19 protein-coding genes are annotated in these 23,467 nt (G+C 73.7%); 6 read left to right on the forward strand and 13 right to left on the reverse strand.

What is annotated here, in order from left to right; all coding sequences use genetic code 11:
- The first annotated feature begins 29 nt into the window (after nt 1–29).
- Complete coding sequence (locus ACQFYA_RS01030) at nt 30–3,398, forward strand: GH92 family glycosyl hydrolase (RefSeq protein WP_499120677.1); 3,369 nt, start codon at nt 30–32, stop codon at nt 3,396–3,398.
- A gap of 75 nt (nt 3,399–3,473) precedes the next feature.
- Here ACQFYA_RS01030 and ACQFYA_RS01035 read toward each other — a convergent pair whose 3' ends face one another.
- The 5 genes from ACQFYA_RS01035 to ACQFYA_RS01055 all read right to left on the reverse strand — a co-directional run bounded on the left by ACQFYA_RS01035 (nt 3,474) and on the right by ACQFYA_RS01055 (nt 9,489).
- Nucleotides 3,474–4,784 (reverse strand): ABC transporter substrate-binding protein, encoded by a 1,311-nt coding sequence (locus ACQFYA_RS01035; protein ID WP_499120679.1) that lies wholly within the window; start codon nt 4,782–4,784, stop codon nt 3,474–3,476.
- 83 nt (nt 4,785–4,867) lie between these two features.
- Nucleotides 4,868–6,175, reverse strand: coding sequence for a sulfatase family protein (locus tag ACQFYA_RS01040; RefSeq protein ID WP_499120681.1), 1,308 nt, complete (start codon nt 6,173–6,175; stop codon nt 4,868–4,870).
- Between the two features lie 47 nt (nt 6,176–6,222).
- Nucleotides 6,223–7,533 (reverse strand): ABC transporter substrate-binding protein, encoded by a 1,311-nt coding sequence (locus ACQFYA_RS01045; RefSeq protein WP_499120682.1) that lies wholly within the window; start codon nt 7,531–7,533, stop codon nt 6,223–6,225.
- 73 nt (nt 7,534–7,606) lie between these two features.
- The gene (locus ACQFYA_RS01050; RefSeq protein WP_499120684.1) at nt 7,607–8,539 is read right to left on the reverse strand and encodes a carbohydrate ABC transporter permease; all 933 of its coding nucleotides are present in this window, start codon (nt 8,537–8,539) and stop codon (nt 7,607–7,609) included.
- On the reverse strand, nt 8,536–9,489 hold the full coding sequence (locus tag ACQFYA_RS01055) for a carbohydrate ABC transporter permease (RefSeq protein WP_499127395.1): 954 nt from the start codon (nt 9,487–9,489) through the stop codon (nt 8,536–8,538). Before ACQFYA_RS01055 ends, ACQFYA_RS01050 begins: the two co-directional genes overlap by 4 nt.
- Nucleotides 9,490–9,632: 143 nt before the next feature.
- Between ACQFYA_RS01055 and ACQFYA_RS01060 the strand changes: the two genes are divergently transcribed.
- Nucleotides 9,633–10,703, forward strand: a complete 1,071-nt coding sequence (locus ACQFYA_RS01060; protein ID WP_499120686.1) for a LacI family DNA-binding transcriptional regulator — start codon at nt 9,633–9,635, stop codon at nt 10,701–10,703.
- A 97-nt stretch (nt 10,704–10,800) separates the two neighbouring features.
- Nucleotides 10,801–12,693, forward strand: a complete 1,893-nt coding sequence (locus ACQFYA_RS01065) for a glycoside hydrolase family 2 protein (RefSeq protein ID WP_499120688.1) — start codon at nt 10,801–10,803, stop codon at nt 12,691–12,693.
- A gap of 27 nt (nt 12,694–12,720) precedes the next feature.
- Here the strand turns inward: ACQFYA_RS01065 and ACQFYA_RS01070 are convergent, their stop codons facing one another.
- Genes ACQFYA_RS01070 through ACQFYA_RS01080 form a run of 3 tightly spaced genes read right to left on the reverse strand, consistent with a single transcriptional unit; the run spans nt 12,721 to nt 13,836 of the window.
- Complete coding sequence (locus ACQFYA_RS01070; protein WP_499120690.1) at nt 12,721–13,248, reverse strand: GrpB family protein; 528 nt, start codon at nt 13,246–13,248, stop codon at nt 12,721–12,723.
- Nucleotides 13,245–13,475, reverse strand: a complete 231-nt coding sequence (locus tag ACQFYA_RS01075) for a hypothetical protein (protein WP_499120692.1) — start codon at nt 13,473–13,475, stop codon at nt 13,245–13,247. Before ACQFYA_RS01075 ends, ACQFYA_RS01070 begins: the two co-directional genes overlap by 4 nt.
- 46 nt (nt 13,476–13,521) lie before the next feature.
- A complete protein-coding gene (locus ACQFYA_RS01080; protein WP_499120694.1) occupies nt 13,522–13,836 on the reverse strand; it encodes a TetR family transcriptional regulator in 315 nt (104 codons plus the stop codon).
- Nucleotides 13,837–14,021: 185 nt separating this feature from the next.
- Here ACQFYA_RS01080 and ACQFYA_RS01085 point away from each other — a divergent pair, with 185 nt between their 5' ends.
- Complete coding sequence (locus ACQFYA_RS01085) at nt 14,022–14,681, forward strand: CatB-related O-acetyltransferase (RefSeq protein ID WP_499120696.1); 660 nt, start codon at nt 14,022–14,024, stop codon at nt 14,679–14,681.
- Here the strand turns inward: ACQFYA_RS01085 and ACQFYA_RS01090 are convergent.
- Nucleotides 14,678–15,403, reverse strand: a complete 726-nt coding sequence (locus ACQFYA_RS01090; protein ID WP_499120698.1) for a ZIP family metal transporter — start codon at nt 15,401–15,403, stop codon at nt 14,678–14,680. The two genes, ACQFYA_RS01085 and ACQFYA_RS01090, sit on opposite strands and share 4 nt — an antisense overlap.
- A 95-nt stretch (nt 15,404–15,498) precedes the next feature.
- Between ACQFYA_RS01090 and ACQFYA_RS01095 the strand changes: the two genes are divergently transcribed.
- Entirely contained in the window at nt 15,499–15,939 is a 441-nt protein-coding gene (locus tag ACQFYA_RS01095; protein ID WP_499120700.1) for a DoxX family protein, read from the forward strand.
- On the opposite strand, the gene ACQFYA_RS01100 is transcribed toward ACQFYA_RS01095, so the two are convergent.
- Nucleotides 15,916–16,497, reverse strand: coding sequence for a DNA-3-methyladenine glycosylase I (locus tag ACQFYA_RS01100; protein ID WP_499120702.1), 582 nt, complete (start codon nt 16,495–16,497; stop codon nt 15,916–15,918). The two genes, ACQFYA_RS01095 and ACQFYA_RS01100, sit on opposite strands and share 24 nt — an antisense overlap.
- 115 nt (nt 16,498–16,612) lie before the next feature.
- Nucleotides 16,613–17,671: a helix-turn-helix domain-containing protein gene (locus ACQFYA_RS01105; protein WP_499120703.1), complete on the reverse strand. Its 1,059-nt coding sequence runs from the start codon at nt 17,669–17,671 to the stop codon at nt 16,613–16,615.
- 155 nt (nt 17,672–17,826) lie between these two features.
- On the opposite strand from ACQFYA_RS01105, the gene ACQFYA_RS01110 reads away from it, so the two are divergent.
- Nucleotides 17,827–21,570 carry a S8 family serine peptidase gene (locus tag ACQFYA_RS01110; protein WP_499120705.1) on the forward strand — a complete coding sequence of 1,248 codons (3,744 nt, stop codon included), beginning with the start codon at nt 17,827–17,829 and terminating at the stop codon, nt 21,568–21,570.
- 66 nt (nt 21,571–21,636) lie between these two features.
- On the opposite strand, the gene ACQFYA_RS01115 is transcribed toward ACQFYA_RS01110, so the two are convergent.
- Both ACQFYA_RS01115 and ACQFYA_RS01120 read right to left on the reverse strand, forming a co-directional pair.
- On the reverse strand, nt 21,637–22,239 hold the full coding sequence (locus ACQFYA_RS01115; protein WP_499120706.1) for a GDSL-type esterase/lipase family protein: 603 nt from the start codon (nt 22,237–22,239) through the stop codon (nt 21,637–21,639).
- A gap of 20 nt (nt 22,240–22,259) precedes the next feature.
- Nucleotides 22,260–23,465, reverse strand: coding sequence for a beta-ketoacyl-[acyl-carrier-protein] synthase family protein (locus ACQFYA_RS01120; RefSeq protein ID WP_499120708.1), 1,206 nt, complete (start codon nt 23,463–23,465; stop codon nt 22,260–22,262).
- Nucleotides 23,466–23,467 lie beyond the last annotated feature (2 nt).

Consider the following 23,467-nt stretch of genomic DNA (forward strand, 5'->3'; position numbering starts at 1 on the left):
ACCGGCGTCGGCGACCCACTGGAGAAGCCATGACGCACCGCACCTCGTTCGCGACCTCGTTCGAGCCCGGCGAGCCGGGCCCCCAGCGGTCCCCGCGCCGCGCGCCGCTGGAGGTGCGCGTGGGCCAAGGGCCCGCGCAGGGCGCCACCCACAAGGCGCGCGCCGGGTTCACGGGCCTGCACGCGCTGGGGTTCGCGGGCGCGCGCGAGCACGCGGGTCCGGTCACGCACGTGCTGTTCGACGGCCTGGGCGTCCCGGTCGGGCCGCGCACCCGCCTGAGCTACGTCGTGCTGCCCGACCTGCGCGGCGACCTGCGGTACCCGTCCACCTACGTCGCCCTGGACCTCGCGTTCACCGACGGCACGTTCCTCTCCGACCTCCCGGCCACCGACGCGCACGGCACCGGCGCCGCGGCGCGCGCCCAGGGCGAGGGCAAGATCCTCTACCCCGACCAGTGGAACTCCGTGCGGGTGGACGTCGGGGCGGTGGCCGAGGGCCGCACGGTGGACGCGATCCTGCTGCGCTGCGACCCGCCCGAGGACATGGCCGACGCCGGGTTCTCCGGCTGGCTCGACGACGTCGCGCTCACGGCCGAGCCGGCCGACGCGCCCGGCGCGGGCGGCGACGCCCTCGTCGACCTCGTCGACACGCGCCGCGGCACCATGTCGAGCGGGCAGTTCTCGCGGGGCAACAACGCCCCCGCCACCGCGGTGCCGAACGGCTTCACCCTCTGGGTGCCGATGACCGACGCCGCCTCGCAGCGCTGGCTGTACGAGTACCACCGCGCCAACGACGCCCGGAACCGGCCCGTGCTGCAGGGGTTCGGCATCTCCCACCAGCCCAGCCCGTGGATGGGGGACCGCAACCAGCTCGTCGTGCAGCCGGCCACCGGGCGCGGCACGCCGACGGCCGACCTCGCGGCCCGCGGCCTGCCCTTCGACCACGCCGACGAGACGGCGCGGCCGGACCTCTACGCCGTGACCTTCGCGGACGGCACCACCCTCGCGGCCACGCCCACCGACCACGGCGGGGTGCTGCGGTTCGGCTTCCCCGACCCCGCGGACGGCACCGCGCACGTGCTCCTCGACACCGTCACCACCGCGGCCGGGGCGGCGCTCCTGACGGTCGAGCCCGACGGCACGGTCACGGGCTGGGTCGACGACGGCAGCCCGCTGTCCGTGGGCCGCTCCCGCATGTTCGTGGCGGGCACGTTCGACCGGGCGCCGACGGCGGTGGGCACCGCCGCGGGAGACCGGCAGCACGCGCGGTACGCGAGCTTCGACGTCTCCGGCGGCGCTTCCGGCGGTGCCGTGGAGCTCCGGCTCGCGACGTCGTACCTGAGCCTCGACCAGGCGCGCCGCGCCCTCGACCAGGAGCTCGCCGGGCGGACGTTCGCCGAGGTCCAGCAGGCCGCGCGGGCGCTCTGGCAGGAGCGCCTCGGCGTCGTCGAGGTGGCGGGCGCCACCGACGACCAGCGCGTCACGCTCTACTCCAACCTCTACCGGCTGCACCTCTACCCGACCTCGCACACCGAGAACGCGGGCACCGTCGAGGAGCCCGTGCACCGGTACGCCAGCCCCGTCGCGCCGCCCGTCGGCCCCAGCACCGACACCACCACCGGGGCCGCCGTCGTCGACGGCCGGATGACGGTCAACCACGGGTTCTGGGACACCTACCGCACCGCCTGGCCCGCGCTCACGCTGCTCCACCCCGGGCTCACCGCCGAGCTCGCCGACGGGTTCGTGCAGCAGTACCGCGACGGCGGCTGGATCTCCCGCTGGTCGTCGCCCGGGTACGCCGACCTCATGACGGGCACCAGCTCCGACGTCGCGTTCGCCGACGCCTACCTCAAGGGCGCCCTGCCCACCGACCTCGCGCTCGACGCCTACGACGCCGCCCTCCGGAACGCCACCGTCGCGCCGCCGCACGACGCCGTCGGGCGCAAGGGGCTGGAGACGTCCGCGTTCGGCGGCTTCACGCCCGCCACCACCGACGAGTCGGTGTCGTGGGGGCTCGAGGGCTGCCTCAACGACTTCGGCATCGGCACGATGGCGGCGGCGCTCGCGGACGACCCGGCCACGCCCGACGACCGCCGCGCGGCCCTGCGCGAGGAGTCGGCCTACCTGCTGGACCGCGCCACCCAGTACGGCGCGCTGTTCGACCCGGAGGTCGGCTTCTTCCGGGCGCGGCGCGCGGACGGCGCGTTCACGCCGCCCGCCCGGGACTTCGACCCGGACGACTGGGGCGGCCCCTTCACCGAGACCAACGCCTGGAACTTCGCCTTCCACGCCCCGCACGACCCGCGCGGCCTGGCGAACCTGTACGGCGGGCCGGCCGGCCTCGAGGCGCGGCTCGACGAGTTCTTCACGCGGCCCGAGGACGGCACCCGCGTGGGCGGGTACGGCCAGGTCATCCACGAGATGACCGAGGCGCGCGACGTGCGGCTGGGCATGTGGGGCGTGAGCAACCAGCCGTCGCACCACGTGCCGTGGCTGTACGGCGCGGTCGGCGCGCCGTGGAAGGCGCAGCGGATCCTGCGCGAGGCGCTGCGCCGGCTGTTCGTCGGCAGCGAGATCGGCCAGGGATACCCGGGCGACGAGGACAACGGCGAGATGTCGGCGTGGTGGCTCTTCGCCGCGCTCGGCCTCTACCCGCTGCAGGTCGGCTCCCCGCGGTACGCGGTCGGGTCGCCGCTGTTCGACGAGGTGACCGTCCACCGGCCCGACGGCGACCTGGTGGTCCGGACCGTGGGCAACTCCCTGGAGAACGTCTACGTTCAGTCCCTCGCCGTCGACGGCGAGCCCCGCACCGCGGCCTGGTTGGCGCACGACGACCTGGTGGGCGGCGCCGTCGTCGAGCTCGTCATGGGCCCCGAGCCGTCGGCGTGGGGCACCGGCCCGGACGCCGCGCCGCCCTCGCTGACCTCGGGCGACGCCCCGCCCGCCCCGCTGGTCGACGTCACCGGCCGCGGCGCGGTTCGGGTCGACGAGGGCGGCGCGACGTCGGACGGCGCCGGTCTCGTGGACGACACGTCCGCGACGGCGGTCGCGTTCGCCACCCGCGCGCCGGTCGTCACGTGGGCTGCGGCGGCGGGGGAGGCGCCCGAGGTGCTGCGGTACACCCTGACCTCGGGGCCCGACGGCGCGGCCCCGGCGGCCTGGCGGCTGGAGGGGTCGGACGGCACCGTGGGGACGGACGGTCCGGCGGCCGACGGCGGCGTGGTGTGGACGACGCTCGACGAGCGGCAGGGCGAGGCGTTCCGCTGGGCCCGCCAGACGCGGCCGTTCTCCGTCGCCCGCCCGGGCGCGTACGCGTTCCTGCGGCTGGTCGTCACCGACGCCGCCGGCGACGGGCCGCTGACCCTCGCCCAGCTCGAGCTGCTCGCGGCTGCTGGCTGAGCCTGTCGAAACCCCGCTGGTCGAGCCTGTCGAGACCTGGTCTCGACAGGCTCGACCAGCAGGTCGACGACCGGGTCACTGCGCCTTGACGGTGTCCTGCACGTAGGCGAACCACTGGTCCACGAACTGGGTGTCGCTGATGTTGCCGTACTGCATCTCCTCGGAGAGGCGGGCCATCTCCGCCTCGATCTCGCCGTAGCCCTCGACCGGGACGGGGGCGGGCTCGGTGATGTCGTCGGAGCTGGCGTCCTCGTACTTCAGGAGACGGTCGTCGGGCGAGCCGTCCTTCACCTTCATGGCGTCCTTCTGGGCGTCCGTGGCGGGAACGCCCTTGCTGGTGCCGAAGATCTCGCCGACCTGCGGGTCGTTGGCCATGAAGTCCACGAACGCGGCCGCGGCGTCCGGGTGCGAGGAGCTCGCGGAGGTGGAGAGCATGACGCCGGAGTGCCAGTACATCTTCTTGCCGTCGTCGCCGGTCGGGACGGGCAGGAGCTCCAGGTCGTCGCTGCCGAGCTCGGCCACGTAGTTGGGCATCAGGGTGTCCCAGTTGGCCTCGGCCACGACCTCGCTGGAGTTCAGGCCGGTCTTGGGCTCGAGCTGCGCGGCGCGCTTGGCCGGGAAGAACGCCTGCTGCTCGCGCAGCGGGGCCCACAGGTCGGCCCAGGCCTGCACGTCCTCCTTGGTGAAGGCGATCTGGCCGTCGTCGGTGAACGGGGCCTTGCCCTGCTGCACCAGCCACTGGAGGAACCAGGGGTTGTTGCCGGTCATGTCGCCGATCGGGTACACCTGCGGGTCCTGCTCGGCGCCGGCCTTCGCGACGTCGGAGAACCAGGTCACCAGGTCGTCCCAGGTGTAGCCCTCGGCCGGCGGCTCCATGCCGAGCTGCTTGAGGAGCTTGGTGTTGTAGATGATCGACTGCGTGTTGAGGCTGACGGGCACCGCGAACTGCTTGCCGTCCACCTGGCCGGAGGCCAGCGCGGAGTCGTCGATCCCGTCGACGTCGAGGTTCACGCCCTCCTGGCCGTCGAGCTCACCGAGCTGGCCGGTCGCCCCGTACTGCCGCACGTAGCCGGCGTCCATCTGGACGACGTCGGGGAGCGCGCTGCCCGCCGCCTCCGTCGACCGCGCCGTCCAGTAGTCGTCCCACGACTGGAACTGGGTCTGCACCGTGATGTTCGGGTACTTCTTCTCGAAGAGGTCGATGGACTTCTCGTACCGCTCCGCGCGGTCGTCGTTGCCCCACCACGCGAAGGTCAGCGTGATGTCCTCGTCCGTGGCGACCGGTGCCGCGGGACCCGCGCTCCCGCCGCCGTTGCCGCAGGCGGCGGTCAGGCCGACGGTGACGGCCAGGGCGGCGATGGCGCCGGTGACTCGTGCGAACTTCATGGTTCCTCCGTCCCGCGACTGCGCGGGTCTCGTGGGGCGACGTCTGTCGTCGGCCCCGGCGTGGTCTTTCGTGCTGGGTGCCGTCATCCGGCGACGGGCTTCGAGACCAGGTCGACGTCGACGTGCGGGAAGCCCGCGGGCGCGTCGACGGGGCCGTCCAGGAGCGGGTCGCCGGTCGACCGCATCCACTCGTGCAGCCGCTCGCGGAGCTCGTCCAGGACGCCGGCGTGGCTCGGGCTGCCGGCGAGGTTCCGCCCCTCGGCCGGGTCGAAGACCACGTCGTAGAGCTCCTCGGTGTCCACGTGCTCGGACTGCCACCCGGACCGCACCCAGTAGTCCTTGCTCGGGCTGTCGTCCACGTTCGGGAGAACGGGCCGCTGACGGTCGGTGAACCGCTTGACGTACTTCCACCGCCGGGTGCGCACCGCGCGCTTCGGTTCGTAGGAGACGTGGAACGTGACCTCGGAGAAGACGACGTCGTTCACCTCGGTCTCGCCGTCGAGCACCGGCAGGAACGACCGGCCCTGCACCCAGGGCGGCACGTCCGCGCCGATCACGTCGCACAGCGTGGGGAAGAGGTCGATCTGCGAGATCAGCGCGTCGCAGACCCTGCCCCCGCGGAAGCCCGCCGGGCCGCGCATCATCAGCATGACCCCGGTGCCGAGGTCCGACAGCGTGCCCTTCATCCCCGGGAGCGCGACCCCGTGGTCGGTCGTGATGATCACGAGCGTGTCGTCCGCCAGGCCCCGCTCCTCCAGCACGTCGAGGATCTCGCCCATGCCCGCGTCCATCACGCGCGCGGAGGCGGCGAAGTCGGCCATGTCGCCCCGCGTCGTCGCGTTGTCGGGCATCGTCGGCGGGGGAGCGAGGTAGCGGCTGTCCTCCGGCGGATAGCCGAACGTCGACCCCTCGCCCGGCATCGTGTGCGTCTCCATGAACCCCACGGAGAGGAAGAACGGTCGCTCGTGGTCGCGGCGGAGGTACTCCGCGGCGGCCGGGACGATGGCGTGTGCGCGGGTGCCGGACGCCTCGAGCTGCTCGGAGTACCCGATCACGGAGCCCTCGTCCGGGCCCGGCGCCACGTGCTGCACGCCGACCATCGCGGTGGTGTAGCCGTGGCGCCCGAGCGTGTGCACGAGGTGCTGGGAGTAGTCCTCGAGCCTGAACCCCCGGTGCGCGAGCCCGAGCATGCCGGCGCTGTGCGGCGCCTGCCCGGTGAGCAGCGCGGCGCGGCTCGGTGAGCAGGTCGGCGCGGCCGAGAACGCGTTGCGGAAGACCACGCCCTCCTCGGCGAAGGCCTGCAGGCGCGGGGTGGGCACGGCGTGGCCGTACGGGCTCACCATCCGTCCGGTGTCGTGCGTGTGCATGTAGATGATGTGGGGCGTGTGCACGGTCGTGGGACCTCCCTGGTGTGCTGCGTCGTCCATCGTCCGGCCCGTCAGCTCTCGGAGACCGCGTCCTGCGCGAAGGCGAACCACTGGTCCACGAACTGGGCCTCGGTGAGGTTGCCGTACTGCATCTCCTCGGCGAGACGCGACATCTCGCCCTCCATCTCTCCGTCGCCCTCGACCGGGACGGGGGCGTCCTCGGTGATCTCGTCGGTGACCGAGCTCTCGTAGTCGAGGAGGCGGTCGTCCGGGGAGCCGTCCTCCACCGTCATGGCGTCCTTCTGGGCCTGCGTGGCCGGGACACCCTTCGTGGTGCCGAAGATCTCGCCGACCTGCGGGTCGTTGGTCAGGAAGTCGATGAATGCCGCCGCGGCGTCCGGGTGCGAGGAGCTGGCCGACGCCGAGAGCATGACGCCGGAGTGCCAGTACATCTTCTTGCCGTCGTCGCCCGTGGGGATGGGCAGGAGCTCGAGGTCGTCGCTGCCGAGCTCGGCCACGTAGTTCGGCATCAGGGTGTCCCAGTTGGCCTCGGCCACGACCTCCCGGGAGTTGATGCCGGTCTTGGGCTCGAGCTGCGCGGCGCGCTGGGCGGAGAAGAACGCCTTCTTCTCACGCAACGGGGCCCACAGGTCGGCCCAGGCCTGCACGTCCTCCTTGGTGAAGGCGATCTGGCCGTCCTCCGTGAAGGGCGCCTTGCCCTGCTGCACCAGCCACTGCTGGAACCACTGGTAGTGCCCCGTCATGTCGCCGATCGGGTACACCCGCGGGTCGTGGTCGGCGCCCGCATCGGCGACGTCGGAGAACCAGGCCACCAGGTCGTCCCACGTGTAGCCCTCGGCCGGGGGCTCCATGCCGAGCTCGTCGAGGAGCTTCGCGTTGTAGATGATCGACTGCGTGTTGAGGCTGACCGGGAGCGCGTAGGTCGCGCCGTCCACCTGGCCGGCGCTCATCGCCGACTCGTCGATCCCGTCGACGTCGAGGTTCACGCCGTCCTGGTCGTCCAGCTCCGCGAGCTGCCCCGTCGCCCCGTACTGCCGCACGTAGGGCACGCCCATCTGGATCACGTCGGGGAGCGCGCTGCCCGCCGCCTCCGTGGACCGCGCCGCCCAGTAGTCGTCGAAGGACTGGAACTGGGTCTGGACGGTGATGTTCGGGTACTTCTTCTCGAAGAGGTCGATGGACTTCTCGTACCGCTGTGCGCGGTCGTCGTTGCCCCACCACGCGAACGTCAGCGTGATGTCCTCGTCCGTGGCGACCGGGGCGGCGGGACCGTCGCTCCCGCCGCCGTTGCCGCAGGCCGACGTGAGACCGACGGTGATGGCCAGGGCGGCGACCGCTCCGGTGACTCGTGCCAGCTTCATGGTTCCTCCGTCCCGCGACCGTGCGGGGCTCGTCGGGCGGGGCTCGTTCCCCGCCGCTGCCTGAGGGTGGACGTCAGCCCTTGAGGCCTTGGGTGGCGACGCCGTCGACGATGTAGCGCTGGAACAGGATGAAGAAGATCATCACGGGCAGCAGGGCGAGGACGGCCATGGCCATCTGGGCGCCGTAGTCGGACACGGATGTCTGGTCGACATACAGGCGTAGCGCGATGGGCAGGGGGTACATGTCGGGCTTCTTGAGGTAGAGCAGGGGGCCGAGGAAGTCGTTCCAGGACCAGATGAACGCGAAGATCGAGCTGGTGATGATGGCGGGGCGCATCAGCGGGAGCATGATCGAGCCGAAGATGCGTGCGTGGCCGGCGCCGTCGATGCGTGCTGCTTCGTCGAGCTCGCGGGGCAGGTTGCGCATGAACTGGACCATGAGGAAGACGAAGAACGCCTCGCCGGCGAGGAACTTCGGCGCGAGCAGCGGGATGAACGTGTTCACCAGGCCGAGCTCGTTGAACATGATGTATTGCGGGATGATCACGACGTGGAACGGCAGCAGCAGGGTGCCGATCATGATCGCGAAGAACAGGCCGCGGCCGGGGAAGTCGATCCGGGCGAACGCGTAGGCGCTGACCGTGGAGGACAGCACCACCCCGACGACCGAGGCGACGGCCAGGATCATGGAGTTGCCGAAGAAGGTCCAGAACCCGACCCCGCCGATCCCGGACAGCGCGGTCGCGAAGTTCGCGGCCGAGAAGTTGTCCGACCACAGGCTGATGTTCCCGATGATCTCGTTGGACGGCTTGAACGAGCTCATCAGCATCCACGCCGCCGGGTACAGCACCACGATCGTGCAGATCACCATGAACGCGTGGAACCCGACCGAGCGTCCGGTCCGCCGCCGCCGGGCGGCCTGCCGCAGCGAGGAATCGATCGTGCGACCCGCCGGGTGCACGGACGAGGGGTGGGCAAGGGTCTGGGTGCTCGTCTGGGTGCTCATCGGTTGTCTCCGGAGTAGTGGACCCAGGCGTTGGACGTCTTGAACAGGATCGTGGTGATGACACCGACCACGATCACCAGGACCCAGGCCATGGCCGAGGCGTACCCCATGTCGAACTGGGCGAAGCCCTTGATGTACAGGTACAGCGTGTAGAACAGGGTCGAGTCCGCCGGCCCGCCGGTGCCGCCGGAGATGATGAACGCCGACCCGAACACCTGGAACGCGCCGATCGTCTCCAGCAGCAGGTTGAAGAACAGCACCGGGGACAGCATCGGGATCGTGATCCGCCAGAACTTGCGCACCGGGCCCGCACCGTCGACCGCGGCCGCCTCGTACAGCTCGGTCGGGATCTGCTTCAGCCCGGCCAGGAAGATCACCATCGGGGCGCCGAACGTCCACACCGCGAGCAGCACGAACATCGGCATCGTCTTGGACGGGTCACCCACCCACCCCCCGGCCGGGGCACCGAACAGCTGCTGGATGCGGTCCACGATGCCGTCGTCGATGAACATCGCCTTCCACACGATCGCGATCGACACCGAAGCGCCGATCAGCGACGGGGCGTAGAAGATCGACCGGTACGCGCCCTGACCCCGGTGCTTCATGTTCAGCACCATCGCCACACCCAGCGCCGCAGCCAGCTTGATCGGCGTGCCGACCAGCACATAGATCGCCGTGACCTTCGCCGACGTCCAGAACCTCGGGTCCTCGAACAACTTCGTGAAGTTCTCCCACCCCACCCACGACGGCGGCCGGAACAAGTCATAGTCCGTGAACGCCAGATACAACGACGCCACCATCGGGAACGCCGTCAACACCACGAAACCCACCAACCACGGCGACAGGAACGCGAACCCCGCACCCACATCACGCTTGCGGGACTTCGGGCGTCGTGCGCCGTCGGCACGGGTGGGCGCGGCGGGAGGTGCCGCCGGGGCCGATTCACCGATCACAGTCACGTGCTCGTCCTTCTGGGTCGTCGTCGACACAGCGTCATCGTCGACAAGGTGGTGCAACGTTGCGCTCTAACGTTAGATCACGATGGACTACCGAGGCGCCGGTCGTCAAGGGGCGGCGCGGCGAAGGAGGACAAGTGGACGAGGACGTGACGACGGGGTCGCGACAGGCCGCCGTGGCGGGCAAGCCGCCGGGCGTGAAGGACGTGGCCGCGGCCGCCGGGGTCTCCTGGAAGACGGTCTCGAACGTTGTCAACGGCACGGGCCGGGTCGGCGCCGCGACCCGGGAACGGGTCGAGAAGGTCATCGCGGACCTCGGGTACCGGCCCAGCCTGGCCGGCCGCCAGCTGCGCCAGGGGCGCACGGGGATCCTCGCGCTGTCGGTGCCGCAGATCGACTCGCCGTACTTCTCGACGCTCGCCCACGAGACGATCGAGGTGGCGGCGTCCCGCGGGTACCGCGTGCTCATCGACGAGACGCGGGGGCACGGGGACGCCGAGCGGATGGTGGCGCGCGGCTTCGACGTGCGCCTCATCGACGGCATCGTCTTCAGCCCGCTCGACCTCAGCCTGGGCGACGTCGACGCGCTGCGCGGCGCGACGCCGATGGTGCTGCTGGGGGAGCGGCCGTGGAGCTCCGGCGGGGCCCTGACCACGGATCACGTGAGCATCGACAACGTCGCCGCCGCGCGCGAGGCCACCCGCCACCTGCTCGGCACCGGGCGGCGGAGGCTGGCGTTCCTGGGCGCGGAGCCTGAGGTGCCGGAGCGTTCCGGGGCCCCGCGCCAGCGCGGCTTCGTCGAGGAGGTGCGCGCCGCGGGGCTCGAGGTGCGCGCTCCGTGGCTGCTGCCGGTGGCGGACTACAGCCGGCGGTCCGGGGCCCGTGCCGTCGAGGACGTGCTGCCCCGCGTGGGGGAGATCGACGGCCTGGTGTGCGGCAACGACCTGCTCGCGCTCGGGGCCATGCACGTGCTGCGGGCCAACGGCGTCCGGGTGCCGGAGGACGTCGGCGTGGTGGGGTGGGACAACACCGAGGACGGCCGCTACGCCAACCCCGGCCTGACCACCGTCGCGCCGGACGTGCGTGGCGTGGCCGAGGCCGCCGTCGGGCGTCTGGTGGCGCAGGTGGAGCGCACCGGGGGAGCCCCCGAGGACGTCGTCGTGCCCCACCGGCTGCTGGTCCGGGAGAGCTCCCGCCCGCCCGTCTGAGCAGGTCTCCCCGTGGTACAACGTTGCGCTTCTGAGTCGATTCGATGTTGAATCACCCCGGACCGACGACCACGCCGACCGCGACGGAGCAGCCGCCATGGCACAGCAGCACCACCTCACCCATCTCGACCCGCCGAGCGCCCCCACCGGCGAGGCCGGCGCGCCGCCGCGGCCGGAGTACCCGCGACCGCAGGTGGTGCGCGACCGCTGGCTGAACCTCAACGGACCGTGGGGCTTCGAGGTCGACGCCGGCGACTCGGGCCTGGAGCGCGGCCTGCGCGAGCGGGAGCTGACGGGCACGATCACCGTGCCGTTCGCCCCGGAGTCCGAGCTCTCGGGGGTGGAGAACACCGACTTCCTCGAGGCGGTCTGGTACCGCCGCGAGGTGACGATCCCCGCCGACTGGGCCGCCGTCGCCGACGACACGCACGTGCTGCTGCACTTCGGCGCGGTGGACCACGACGCGACGGTGTGGGTGGACGGCACGGAGGTGGTGCGCCACCGCGGCGGCTTCTCGCCGTTCACCGCCGACCTGTTCGGCGTCGCCGCGCCGGGCGACACCGTGACCGTGGTGGTCCGCGCCCGCGACCCGCGCGACGCCCGCCAGGCCCGCGGCAAGCAGGCCACCTGGTACGACAGCACGCACTGCCAGTACACGCGCACCACCGGTATCTGGCAGACGGTGTGGATGGAGCCGGTGCCGGGCGTCCACCTGCGCCGGCCCCGCGTGACGCCGCACGTCGCGAGCAGCGCGTTCGACGTCGTGCTGCCCCTGTCCGCGAACCGCGCCGGCCACACGGTCACCGCGACGCTCACCGACGCCCACGGCGTGGTCGCCACGGCCGGCGCGCGCGCCGACGTCGACCTCGCGCCGTCGCTGCGCGTCGTCGTCCCCGAGGACCGCGTGCGCCTGTGGGCGCCGGCCGACCCGCACCTGTACGGCCTGCGGGTGGAGCTGCACGACGCCGCCGGCGAGCTCGTGGACGCCGTCGACTCCTACGCCGGGCTGCGGTCCGTGGCGATCGACGGCCGTGCCGTGACGATCAACGGGCGCGCCGTGTTCCAGCGCCTCGTGCTCGACCAGGGCTACTGGCCCGAGTCGCTGATGACCGCGCCGACGGACGCCGCCCTCGTGCGCGACATCGAGCTCGGCCTGGAGGCTGGCTTCAACGGTGCCCGCCTGCACCAGAAGGTGTTCGAGGAGCGCTTCCTGTTCCACGCCGACCGGCTCGGCTACCTGGTGTGGGGCGAGTTCGGCGACTGGGGCGTCAGCGGTCAGGGCACCGTCGGGCACAACCAGCAGCCCACCGCGTCGTTCACCACGCAGTGGCTCGAGGTGCTCGAGCGCGACCACTCGCACCCGTCGATCGTCGGGTGGTGCCCGCTCAACGAGACGCACCAGAACCTGCACGACCGGATGACCGTGCTCGACGACGTCACGCGCGGCATGTTCCTCGCGACCAAGCTCGCCGACCCGTCGCGGCCGGTCATCGACGCCAGCGGGTACGCGCACCGCGTGCTCGAGACCGACGTCTGGGACTCGCACAGCTACGAGCAGGACCCGGCGGCGTTCGCGCGCGACATGGCGGGGCTCGCCGACGGGCGGCCGTGGGAGAACCGGCGCGACGACGGCGCCGCCATGTCCCTGCCGTACCGGGGGCAGCCGTACTTCGTCTCCGAGTACGGCGGCATCTGGTGGAACCCGGAGGCCGCCGCGGCCGCCGCCGGGAACGACACCGCCGAGTCCTGGGGCTACGGCCAGCGCGTGGCCGACGAGGAGGAGTTCCACTCCCGGTTCCGCGGCCTCACCGAGGTGCTGCTCGGCGACCCGCTGATGTTCGGCTACTGCTACACGCAGCTCACCGACGTGTTCCAGGAGCAGAACGGCGTCTACCGCTTCGACCGCACCGAGAAGCTCGACGTCGCCCGCGTGCGCGACGTGCAGCAGCAGGTCGCGGCCGTCGAGCAGGCGGACCGCGCGGCGGTCTGAGCGGTTCCGAGCAGGCGGCGGCCTGGGCTACTTGTCCCAGGCCGTCGTCGGCGGCAGGCCGCGCGCCGCGCGCTCCTCGTTCAGCAGTACCTCGACGAGGTCACGCTTCGCCGCCGTGTAGTCGCGGCCGTCGGTGACGGTGGCCGCGAGCCGGGTCTTCAGGTCCCCGTACCGGCGCCGCGCGGTCGCGTCGTGCCGCAGCTTGTCGCGGAACAGCCGCTGGGGGCAGGTCTCCCAGCCGTCGGCGGCGAAGACGTGCAGGATGTGGGTGCGCTCGCCGTCCGTCGCCCGCACGTAGACGCCGTGGTTCGTCGGCCCGCGCCGGATCCGCCCGTACCCGAGCGGCGCGACGTCGTCCACCAGGCCGAACGGGTCGACGCCGGGGGCCGCGCGGGCGGCGAGGTCGAGGATCGGCTTCGCGACCAGCCCCGGCACGGCCGTGCTGCCGATGTGCTCCAGCTCCGTGACGTGGACACCGAGTGCCTCGCGGAGCCGCGCGGACTCCTCGCGGAACTCGTCCGCCCACCCGGCGCGGTGCGCGACCAGCCTGATCATCGCGTCGCGAGCCGCTGACCCCGGAACAGCCCGAGGAGGATGCCGAGCATCCCGAGCGCCAGCCATTCCGCCTCGATGTTCGAGAGGCCGCCCCGTGAGGCGGACGCGAGGGCGACGAACCACGCCGCCACGGGCGCGACCGCCAGCACGGTGCCCCAGAGCCGGCCGGCCCGGCCCGAGAGCAGGCCGCAGGCCAGCCCCGCCGCGAGCCCGATGACGACTGCCACGCTCACCTCCCGGTGCGCCGCACGCGTCCGTGCGGTCGTGCCGACTCTAATCGAGCCCCCGGGCAGAGAAGGCGCCCGCCGCCGCGGCGAGGACCGCCGCCTCCGCCGCCCGCTCCGGGAGGTACGGGTCGGGCTCGGCCCGCAGGAGGACCAGCTGGTGGTAGACCGGCGCGGTGGCGGCGACGAGCAGGCCGCGCGCGTCCGCGGGCGTCCCGGGGAGCTCGCCCCGCTCGACGTCGACGATCAGGCCGCCGACGTCGCGCCAGCGCCGGTAGACCGTGGCGCGGTGCACGCCGGCACGGGTCGCGACGCCGTCGACGGTGAGCCCCTCGTGACCCCGCTCGGCGAGCTCGGCGCGCACCGCCTCGAGGACCTGGGCGCGAACGCGCGGTGCGCCCGCCGGGGCCGCGGGCCGACGTCGTGTCGCTCGTGTCTGTCATGGCGGTCCAGACTGGTGGAGGCGGGGTCCGTGGTGTGCCAGGGTGCTCACGCGACGCCCGTCGCTCTGGAGAGTCCACGCATCGGTGCACGCCTCGAGGGAGGGTCATGACAAGCAGGTTCACCGAGCCGCCCGTCCCGCCCGACCCCACCGAGCTGCACCCGATGCCCGAGCACCCGCGCGTCGTCCTGCTCAAGCCGCTCGTGACCTCGCCGCTGATCGACGTCGGGGACTTCTCCTACTACGACGACCCGGACGACCCGACGGCGTTCGAGACGCGCAACGTGCTCTACCACTACGGCCCCGAGCGGCTCGTCATCGGCAGGTACTGCGCGCTGGGCACCGACACCCGGTTCATCATGAACGGCGCCAACCACCGCATGGACGGGCCGTCCACCTTCCCCTTCCCCACGATGGGCGGCGCCTGGGCGGCGCACTTCGACCTCATCACCGACCTGCCCGGCCGGGGTGACACGGTCGTCGGCAACGACGTGTGGTTCGGCCACGGCGCCACGGTCATGCCGGGGGTCCGCATCGGCCACGGCGCGATCGTCGCCGCCGGGGCCGTCGTCACCCGCGACGTCCCCGACTACGGCATCGTCGGCGGCAACCCCGCCCGGCTCCTCCGGACCCGCTACGACGCCGAGGACGTCGCCCGGCTCCTCGCCGTGGCGTGGTGGGACTGGCCCGTGGAGCAGGTCACCGCGCACGTGCGGACGATCATGTCTGGATCTGTCGACGAGCTGGAGAGGGCTGCGGCCCGCTAACCCAGCGCCGACAGCCCGAAGGCGGTGGCGAAGCCGAGCACGGTGACGAGGCCCGTCACAGGGCCGCCGAACTCGGTGGCCTCGGGGATCATCGTGTCCACCAGCATGGTCAGCAGGGCGCCGGCGGCGAAGGCCTGCACGAGGGCGATGGTCGCCGGGTCGGCGGAGCCGAGCACCGCGTACCCGACGCCGGCGGCCAGGGCGGAGACCAGGGTGGTGCCGCCCCAGAGCAGGGCCAGCCGAGCGGTCGACGTCCCGGCCTGGCGCAGCCCCACCGTGGCGGACATCGCCTCGGGCAGGTTGGAGATGAACACGGCGGCGAGCACGGCCACGCTGACCCCGCCGCCGCCCACCAGCGTCGAGCCCAGCACGACGGACTCCGGGATGCCGTCGAGCACCGTGCCCAGCGCGATGGCGCCGCCCGCTCCGTCCGCCTGGGCGCCGGTGGACCGCTTGCGGTCGCGCCCGCCGCGCCGGTCGATGAGCAGGTCGCCGACGAAGAACGTCAGCGCCCCCGCGGCCAGCCCGGCGAGCAGCACCCAGCCGCTCGCGGACCGCGACGCGTCCTCCACGAGGTCGTACGCGACCGCGCTGATGAGCACGCCCGCGCCGAACGCCATGATCAGGCCCGTGAGCCGCCGGCTCGGCGTGCGCCACAGCACGAGCGCCGCGCCGATCAGCAGCGACGAGCTGCCGAGCAACCCCCACCAGAATCCCGCCATCCCGACATTGGACCAGGCGGACCACGGAGGCGCCCGTCCGCGGGGAGCCCGCCCGTTCGGCTGCGACCCGACCGCTGCGCTGCGACCATCGCCGCATGGATCTTCACGAGCTCACGCGTCCCGTCACCACGTCGCTGCCCCGCACGATCGGCCGGGTCGCCCTCGGTCTGGCGCTCGCCGGGGCCGGGATCACGCACCTCACGGTGGCGCGGGAGGAGTTCCGCGCCCAGGTGCCCGACTGGTTCCCGGTGGACGAGGACGTGACGGTGCTCGCGTCCGGGGTGGCCGAGATCGTGCTGGGCGGCTCGCTGGTCGTGCTGGCGCGGTGGAAGGTCGCGGTCGGGCTCCTCGTCGCCGCGTTCTTCGTCGTGATCTTCCCGGGGAACGTCGGCCAGTGGCTCGAGGGGAAGGACGGCTTCGGCCTCGACACGGACACCAAGCGGTTCGTCCGCCTGTTCTTCCAGCCGGTGCTGGTGGCGCTCGCGCTGTGGTCGACGGGGGCGTTCGGCGCCCTACGCCGGGCCGGGCGCGGCTGACGCGACCGGGCACGTCGCGAGGTGGTCGTCCACCAGGCCGCAGGCCTGCATGGCCGCGTACGCGGTGGTCGGCCCGAAGAAGCGGAAGCCCTCGGACTTCAAGGCCTTGGCCATGGCCTTCGACTCGGGGCTCGTCGCCGGCACGTCCTGCCACGCCGCGACCCGCGCCGCCCGCGGCTCCGGCGCGAACGACCAGAACAGCTCGTCGAGGGTGCGCCCGGCGTCGTGCAGCGCGAGCACGGCGCGGGCGTTGCCGATGGTGGCCTCGATCTTCTGCCGGTTGCGGATGATCCGCGCGTCGCCGAGCAGTCGCTCGACGTCGTCGCCGGTGAGGGCGGCAACCCGCTCCGGGTCGAAGTCGTGGAACACCTCGCGGAACGCGGGCCGCTTGCGGAGCACCGTGATCCACGACAGCCCGGACTGGAAGCCTTCCAGCGCGATCCGCTCGAGCAGCTCGGCCTCGCCGTGCACGGGCACGCCCCACTCGGTGTCGTGGTAGGCCTCGTACAGGGGGTCGCCGTCGCCGAAACAACGGGCGGCGGGGGTGGTCGTCGTCATGACCCCAGCCTGCCCGCCGGCGCCGACACCTTCGTCCTCCGTCCACAGGCGTTCCCGGGCGGCCGGCCTGGGGGCAGCCTCAGCGCCGTGCGCCGGTGGGCCGCGTCGCTCGACGTCAGCCCGTGACCGATCCCCAGTCGGCCCGCGCCGCGTGCCAGCCGAGCTGCACGCGGGTGCGGACCCCGGCGCGGTCCATGAGGTCGCGCACGCGCCTCTGCACCGTGCGCAGGGACACGCCGAGCTGGTGCGCGGCGGCCTCGTCGGTCTGCCCCGCCAGCAGGAGGGACAGCAGGCGGGCGTCGAGGTCGTCGGTGGCGCCGGTCCCCGGCGCGGCGGCGGAGGCGTGCAGCACGACGGGGGCCGCCGTCGACCAGAGCGCGTCGAAGAGCGCGACCAGGCCCGTGAGCAAGGCGCTCGGCCGGACGAGGATCGCGGCGGCCGACGCCCGCTCGGGGTCCGCGAGCACGGGCAGGAACGCGAGCTCCCGGTCCACGACGACCATGCGCAGCGGCACGGACTCCGCGACCCGTGCCTCCTCTCCCGCGGCGAGGGACTCGGCGAACGCGTCGAGTCCGCCGGGGAAGGTCTCGAGCATGGGCCGCTCGAGCAGCACCCGGTAGCGGACGCCGCGCGCCACGAGCTCGCCCTCGACGGTGTTCTGGTCCGCGCTGGTCACCGCCACGGGGTGCTGCACCAGGGCGGCGACCTCCTCCCGCGCGCCCGCCTGGACGCGGCCGAACCACCGGGCCACGGCGTCGGCGCCGCGCACCACCTGGACGACGTCGTCGGCCCGCCCGCCGCCCGCCCCCGCGAGGCGGTACATCTCCTCGAGCACGTCCAGCTCCGCCTGTGCGCGACGCACCGCCTCCTCGCGCGCGGCGACGGCGGCGCCGAGGGTGACGGACGGCGGTGCGGCCGCGAACCGCCGGGCCGCCGTCGCGTCCGGGGCGCGTCCGGGGACGGCGAGCGGGGTCGCGAACCCGCGGGCGGCGAGGGCGTCGAGGCGTGCGGCCGCGTCGTCGGCCGGGACGCCGAGCGCCGCGGCGACGGCCGCCGCGTCCGACGTGGGGGTGGCGACGAGCACGCGGTAGGCCGCCAGGAGTCCGAGGGGGAGCCCGGCGACGTCGCCCAGCAGCTCCGCGTCCCGGCCGTCCCGTCCTGTCTGCTGCGCCATCCCGCCCCCGCGTCTCGTGCCTCCCGCGGCTGTGCGGGTTCGTGTCATGGCGGAGATCCGCCACGAACGGTCATTGTGCCGGGCACCCGACGGTGACAGCGTCACCCGCACCGACAGTGCCGTCATCGTTGCCGCCACCCCAGAGGGGCCCCACCATGCGACCACCCGTCCGTGCCGGTCTCGCCGCCACCGCCGTCAGCGCCCTGCTGGCCGCCGGCGCCGCCCCGGCCCTCGCCGGACCGACCACCTCCGACCCCGACGCCGCGGCCGCGGCGTCCGCCGCCCCGTCCCCGACCGGGTCGTCGACGCTCACGCTCGTCACCGGCGACGTCGTGCACGTGACGACGACCGGCGACGGCAGGCCCGGCGTGACGGTCGAGCCCGCGCCGGGCGCCGCCGGGCCCGTCCAGACCTACGAGCTGGGCGACGACCTGTACGTGGTCCCGGCCTCCGCGCAGCCCTACCTCGCGTCGGGCGCGCTCGACCAGCAGCTGTTCAACGTCACCGAGCTGGTCGCGGACGGCTACGACGACGAGGGCGCCATCCCCGTCATCGCGCAGTACGACCGGAAGGCGCGCAAGGCCGCCGTCGCCCCGCGCGGCAGCGAGACGACGCTCGAGCTGACGTCGATCGGCGGGGCCGCGCTGCGGACCGACGCCGACGACGCGGCGACGTTCTGGGGTGCGATCACCGCGGGCTCGACGACGGGCGCGACGGCGCGCGCGGCCGCCGACCCGGGCACCTTCGCGGGCGGTATCACCAGGCTCTGGCTGGACGGTCGCGCGGAGGCGACGCTCGACGTCAGCGTCCCGCTGGTCGGCGCCCCGGAGGCGTGGGCCGCCGGGCACGACGGCACCGGCTCCACCGTGGCCGTGCTGGACACGGGCGTGGACGCCGCGCACCCCGACCTGGCGGACGTCGTCACGACCACCGAGTCCTTCGTCCCGGGTGAGACCGTCACGGACGTGCACGGGCACGGGACGCACGTCGCGTCGACGGTCGCCGGCTCGGGCGCCGCGGACGGCGGCGTGCACCGCGGCGTCGCGCCCGGCGCGGACGTGGCCGTCGGGAAGGTGCTGAGCGACGAGGGCTACGGCCTCGACTCGTGGATCATCGCGGGCATGGAGTGGGCCTCCCGCACCGTGGACGCCGACGTCGTGAGCATGAGCCTCGGCGACGACTCCCGCCACGACCAGACCGATCCCATCGCGCAGGCCGTCAACTCGCTCACGGCGGAGACGGACGCCCTGTTCGTCGTCGCGGCCGGCAACGCCGGGGGCACGGGGACCGTGAGCAGCCCGGGCACCGCCGACGCCGCGCTCACGGTGGCGGCGACCGACGACCGGGACGAGCTCGCGTCGTTCTCCTCGCGCGGGCCGCGCGGCCTGGACGACGGCCTCAAGCCGGACCTCGCGGCGCCGGGCGTCGACATCACCGCGGCGCGCTCGCAGTTCTCGTCGGGCTCGGGCTCCTACAGGACGATGAGCGGCACGTCGATGGCGACGCCGCACGTCGCGGGAGCGGCCGCCATCCTGGCCGCGGCCTACCCCGGCTGGGACGCCGCGCGGATCAAGGACGCGCTCATGTCGTCGTCCGTGGGGCTCGACTCGTACACCCCGTACGAGGTCGGCACCGGCCGCCTCGACGTGCCCGCCGCGCTCGACGGCGTCGACGCCACGGGCTCGGTGCACTTCGGCCGCGTGGCCTGGGGCGACGCCGACCCGGAGCCGCAGACGCGCACGCTCACGTACCGCAACGACACCGACGCGGACCTGGAGCTCGACCTGACCCCGTCCACGACCGGGCCCGACGGCGGCGCCGATCTCGTCCGCCTCAGCGAGACGCACGTCGTCGTACCGGCGCACGGGACCGCCTCCGTGGAGGCGACGGCGTCCTTCGCCGACGCGCAGGCGCCGGGGTACTACCTGGGCGAGGTCGTGGCGACCGCTGCCGACGGCGCCGTCGCGGCCCGCACGGCCACCGGCCTGACCCGCGAGACGGAGCACTACGACCTCGACGTCACCGTGCTCGGGCCCGACGGCGAGCCGATCGCCGCCGAGGTGACTCTCTACCGGTACGGCTCGACGTCGTTCACCGGCCTCGTCACCGACCCGGCGACGGGCACCACGCCCGCGCAGCGCGTCGAGCCCGGCGAGTTCGCCGCGCTCTCCGGCGTGCGGTTCGCCGACACCGACGGCACCGACCGCCTGTACTGGCTGAGCGAGCCGCACGTGACGGTCGCCGACGGCGACGTGCACGTGGTGCTCGACGCGCGTGACGCGCACCCGGTGGAGCTCGACACGCCGCGGCCCAGCGCCGACCACGACGGGCGGGTCGAGTGGTTCCACGACTCCGGGGTGGGCGGCCAGTACGCGACCTTCTCCGCGTCCGTCGCCATGACCCCCGACGCCGAGGTCTGGGTGAACGAGACCGACGCCGTCGCCGGTGGGGACTTCGCCCTGACGAGCCGGTGGTCGCGCACGGCGCCGCTGCTGGACCTCCGGGTCTCCGGACGGCACGGCGGCGGGCTCGACCCGGTGTACCAGCGCGGCAGCGCGCGGTACGACGGCAGGGTCGACCTGCCCGTCGTCACGGCCGGCACCGGCACGCCCGACGAGATCGCCGCGGTGGACGCGGGCGGCAAGGCGCTGGTCGTCACGGACGACGCGTCCGTCACGTCGTGGGACCGCGCGGCCGCTGCCGAGGCGGCGGGTGCGGCGCTGCTCGTCGTCGTCAACGCCGGCCCGGGCGTGCTGTACGACTCGGCCGGCGGCACCGGGCTGCCCGTCGTCTCCCTCTCGGCCGACGAGGGCGGGCGACTGCTCGCCTCCGCCGGGGCGAAGGGCGGGCACGGGGTGCGCCTCACGGGGCGGGGCGTGGAGTTCCCGGACTACTCCTACGACGTGGTCGAGACCTGGCAGGACGCCGTGCCCGCGGACCTGAGCGTCGCCCCGCGGACGCGGGACCTCGCGCAGGTGACCGATCGTCTGGCCGACCCCGACCCTCGGGTCGTGTTCGTCAGCCGGTACGACTGCCCCGAGTACGCGCTGGCCTGCATCGGCAGCACCCAGCCGCGGATGTCGGGCGACGAGCAGGTCACGTACGTCTCGGTGCCGGGCGACGAGCAGGGCTGGTACGCCATGGCCACGTCGACCGGCGGCTGGGAGGTGCGGGACGACCGGCGGACGTACGCGCCGGGCGAGCGCCTGACGATCGACTGGTTCGGCGTCGCCGCGCCGCACCAGGGCCCCGGCTTCTGGATGTCGCAGGCCTCCGGCCGCTTCTTCCGGCTGAACGTGCCGTTCGCCAGCAGCACGGGCGACCTCACCGGGATCTTCGACGGCGGTGTGGTCAGCCGGCTGTACCAGGACGGCGCGCTCGTGCGGGCGCAGTCGTCGCAGGCGTTCCAGGGCAGCGTCCCCGCGGCCGAGGGCTCCCACACCTACCGGTTCGAGATGGACACCACCGGCGACCCGGCGGTGTGGGCGTACTCGAGCGGCACGTCGACGGCCTGGACGTTCCAGGCCGACCAGGCCGAGCTGACGTCCGGGGGCGCGGGCAACGTGCTGCTGCCGATCGTCTCGCTCGGGTACGACGTGCACGGTCGTGACCTGTCCGGCGCGGTGCGGCGGCACGGGCCGGTGCGGCTCGACGTCACCGCGGCGCTGCCCGAGGGGGCCGTCGGGGCGGGGACCGTCACCGGCGTCGCCGTCGAGGTGTCGTTCGACGAGGGCGAGACGTGGAAGGCCGTCAGGGCCCGCCCGTCCGGCGACGGACGCTGGTCGGTCGCGTTCGACGCCCCCCGTCGTGCCACCTCGGTCTCGCTGCGCACCGAGGCCCGCGACGACGCCGGCAACGCCGTCACCCAGGAGGTCGTGAAGGCGTTCGGCCTGCGCTGACCTCGAGCGACGGACATACCGACGTAGCGATTTCTCCGCGTCCTGACACGGGAAGCGGAGGAATCGCTACGTCGTGCCCAGCCAGGCGAGGAACGGCCGTTCGACGACGGACGCCAGCACGGCGTAGCCGGCCGCGTCGGGGTGGAAGCCGTCGCCGGCGCGGACCTGCTGCCGCCACGTCGTCTCGCCCACCGTCGGGCCGAAGGTGTCGACCCACGGGACGCCGCGGTCGGCGCAGGCGCGGGAGAACAGGTCGCCGAGCTGCCGCAGGCGGCAGTTCTGGTCGTCGTCGTCCACCGCGGGCGGCCCGACGACGAGCGTGGCGGCCCGGCCGGCGGCGTCGATCGCGCGGTGCAGGGCGTCGACCGAGCGTGCGTTCGGGAGGCGCGGCCGGCCGTCCTGCTCCACGGTGTCGTTGACGCCGAACGCGAGGACGACGCGGTGCTCGTCGCCCGCGGAGAGGCGGGGCGGGAGCTCACCGGCCAGCCGGTCGGCGACCTGGCCGGACGTCTCGCCCCGCACGCCGAGGTTGTACGCGGTGAGCCGGTGCCCCCGGGCGAGCGCGGCCGCGGTGACCCGCCCGACCCAGCCGAGGCCGGTCGCGTCGCCCGTGCCCGCCACGAAGGAGTCGCCCGCGAAGCAGACCCGCACGTCCGGTGTCGTCGTCATGCCGGGACCGTACCCGGCGCCTAGTCCCGGGAGAGCACCAGCGCGGCGCTGTGCCCGCCGAACCCGAACGCGTCGACCAGTGCGTGGCGGGCGTCGGTCGGCCGGGGTGCGGTCACGACGTCGAGGTCGACTGCGGGGTCGGGGTCCTCGAGGTTGAGCGTGGGCGGCACGACGCCGTCGCGCAGCGCGAGCAGGGCGACGAGGGCGCCGAGCGCGCCGGACGCGCCGAGCAGGTGCCCGGTCGACGCCTTCGTGGCCGTGATCGCCGGCGGGACGCCCAGCGCGGCCCGGAGTGCCTCCGCCTCGTTGACGTCCCCTGCCGGGGTGGAGGTGGCGTGCGCGTGCACCAGACCGACGTCGCCGGGGTCGATCCCCGCGTCCCGCAGCGCGAGCCGCACCGTGCGGGCCTGGTTGGCGGGGTCGCCGCCGACGATGTCGTACGCGTCCGAGGTCACGGCGGCGCCGTCCACCGCGCCGAGCACGGTCGCGCCCCGCGCCCGGGCGTGCTCCTCCGCCTCGAGCACCAGCAGGACGGCGCCCTCGCCCATGACGAAGCCGTCGCGGCCGGAGTCGAACGGCCGGGACGCGCGCGCGGGCTCGTCGTTGCGGGTGGACAGGGCGCGGGTCTGCGCGAACGCGACGATGGAGAACGGGAGCACGCCCGCCTCGACGCCGCCGCACACGACGACGTCGGCCTGCCCGGTGCGGATCAGGTCGCGGCCCGTGGCGATGGCCTCCGACCCGGCGGCGCACGCGCTGACCGGCGCGCGGGCCCCCGCGCGCGCCCCCAGGTCGATCGACAGCCACGCCGCGGGGCCGTTCGACATGAGCATCGTGACCGCGTGCGGTGAGACGCGGCGGGGCCCGGCGTCGGCCAGCACGCGGCTCTGCGCGAGGGTCGTCGCGATGCCGCCGTTGGCCGTGCCGACGGCCACCGCGACCCGGTCCGGGTCCGCCGCGGGCGACCCGGCCGACCGCCACGCCTCGTGACCCGCGACCAGCACCAGCTGCTCGGCCCGGTCGGTGCGGCGCACCCGGCGCGCGTCGAGCGCCTGCACGAACCCGTCGTCCACCCGGGCCGCGATGCGGACCGGCAGGTCGTGCGCCCAGCCGTCCCTGATCGTCGCGATCCCCGACCGGCCGGCGAGCAGCCCGCGCCACGTCTCGTCCGCCGTCCGTCCCAGGGGCGTGACCGCCCCGACCCCAGTGACCACCGTTCGTCGCACCC

The sequence above is a fragment of the Promicromonospora sp. Marseille-Q5078 genome (assembly GCF_050315395.1).
Lineage (GTDB): Bacteria > Actinomycetota > Actinomycetes > Actinomycetales > Cellulomonadaceae > Isoptericola.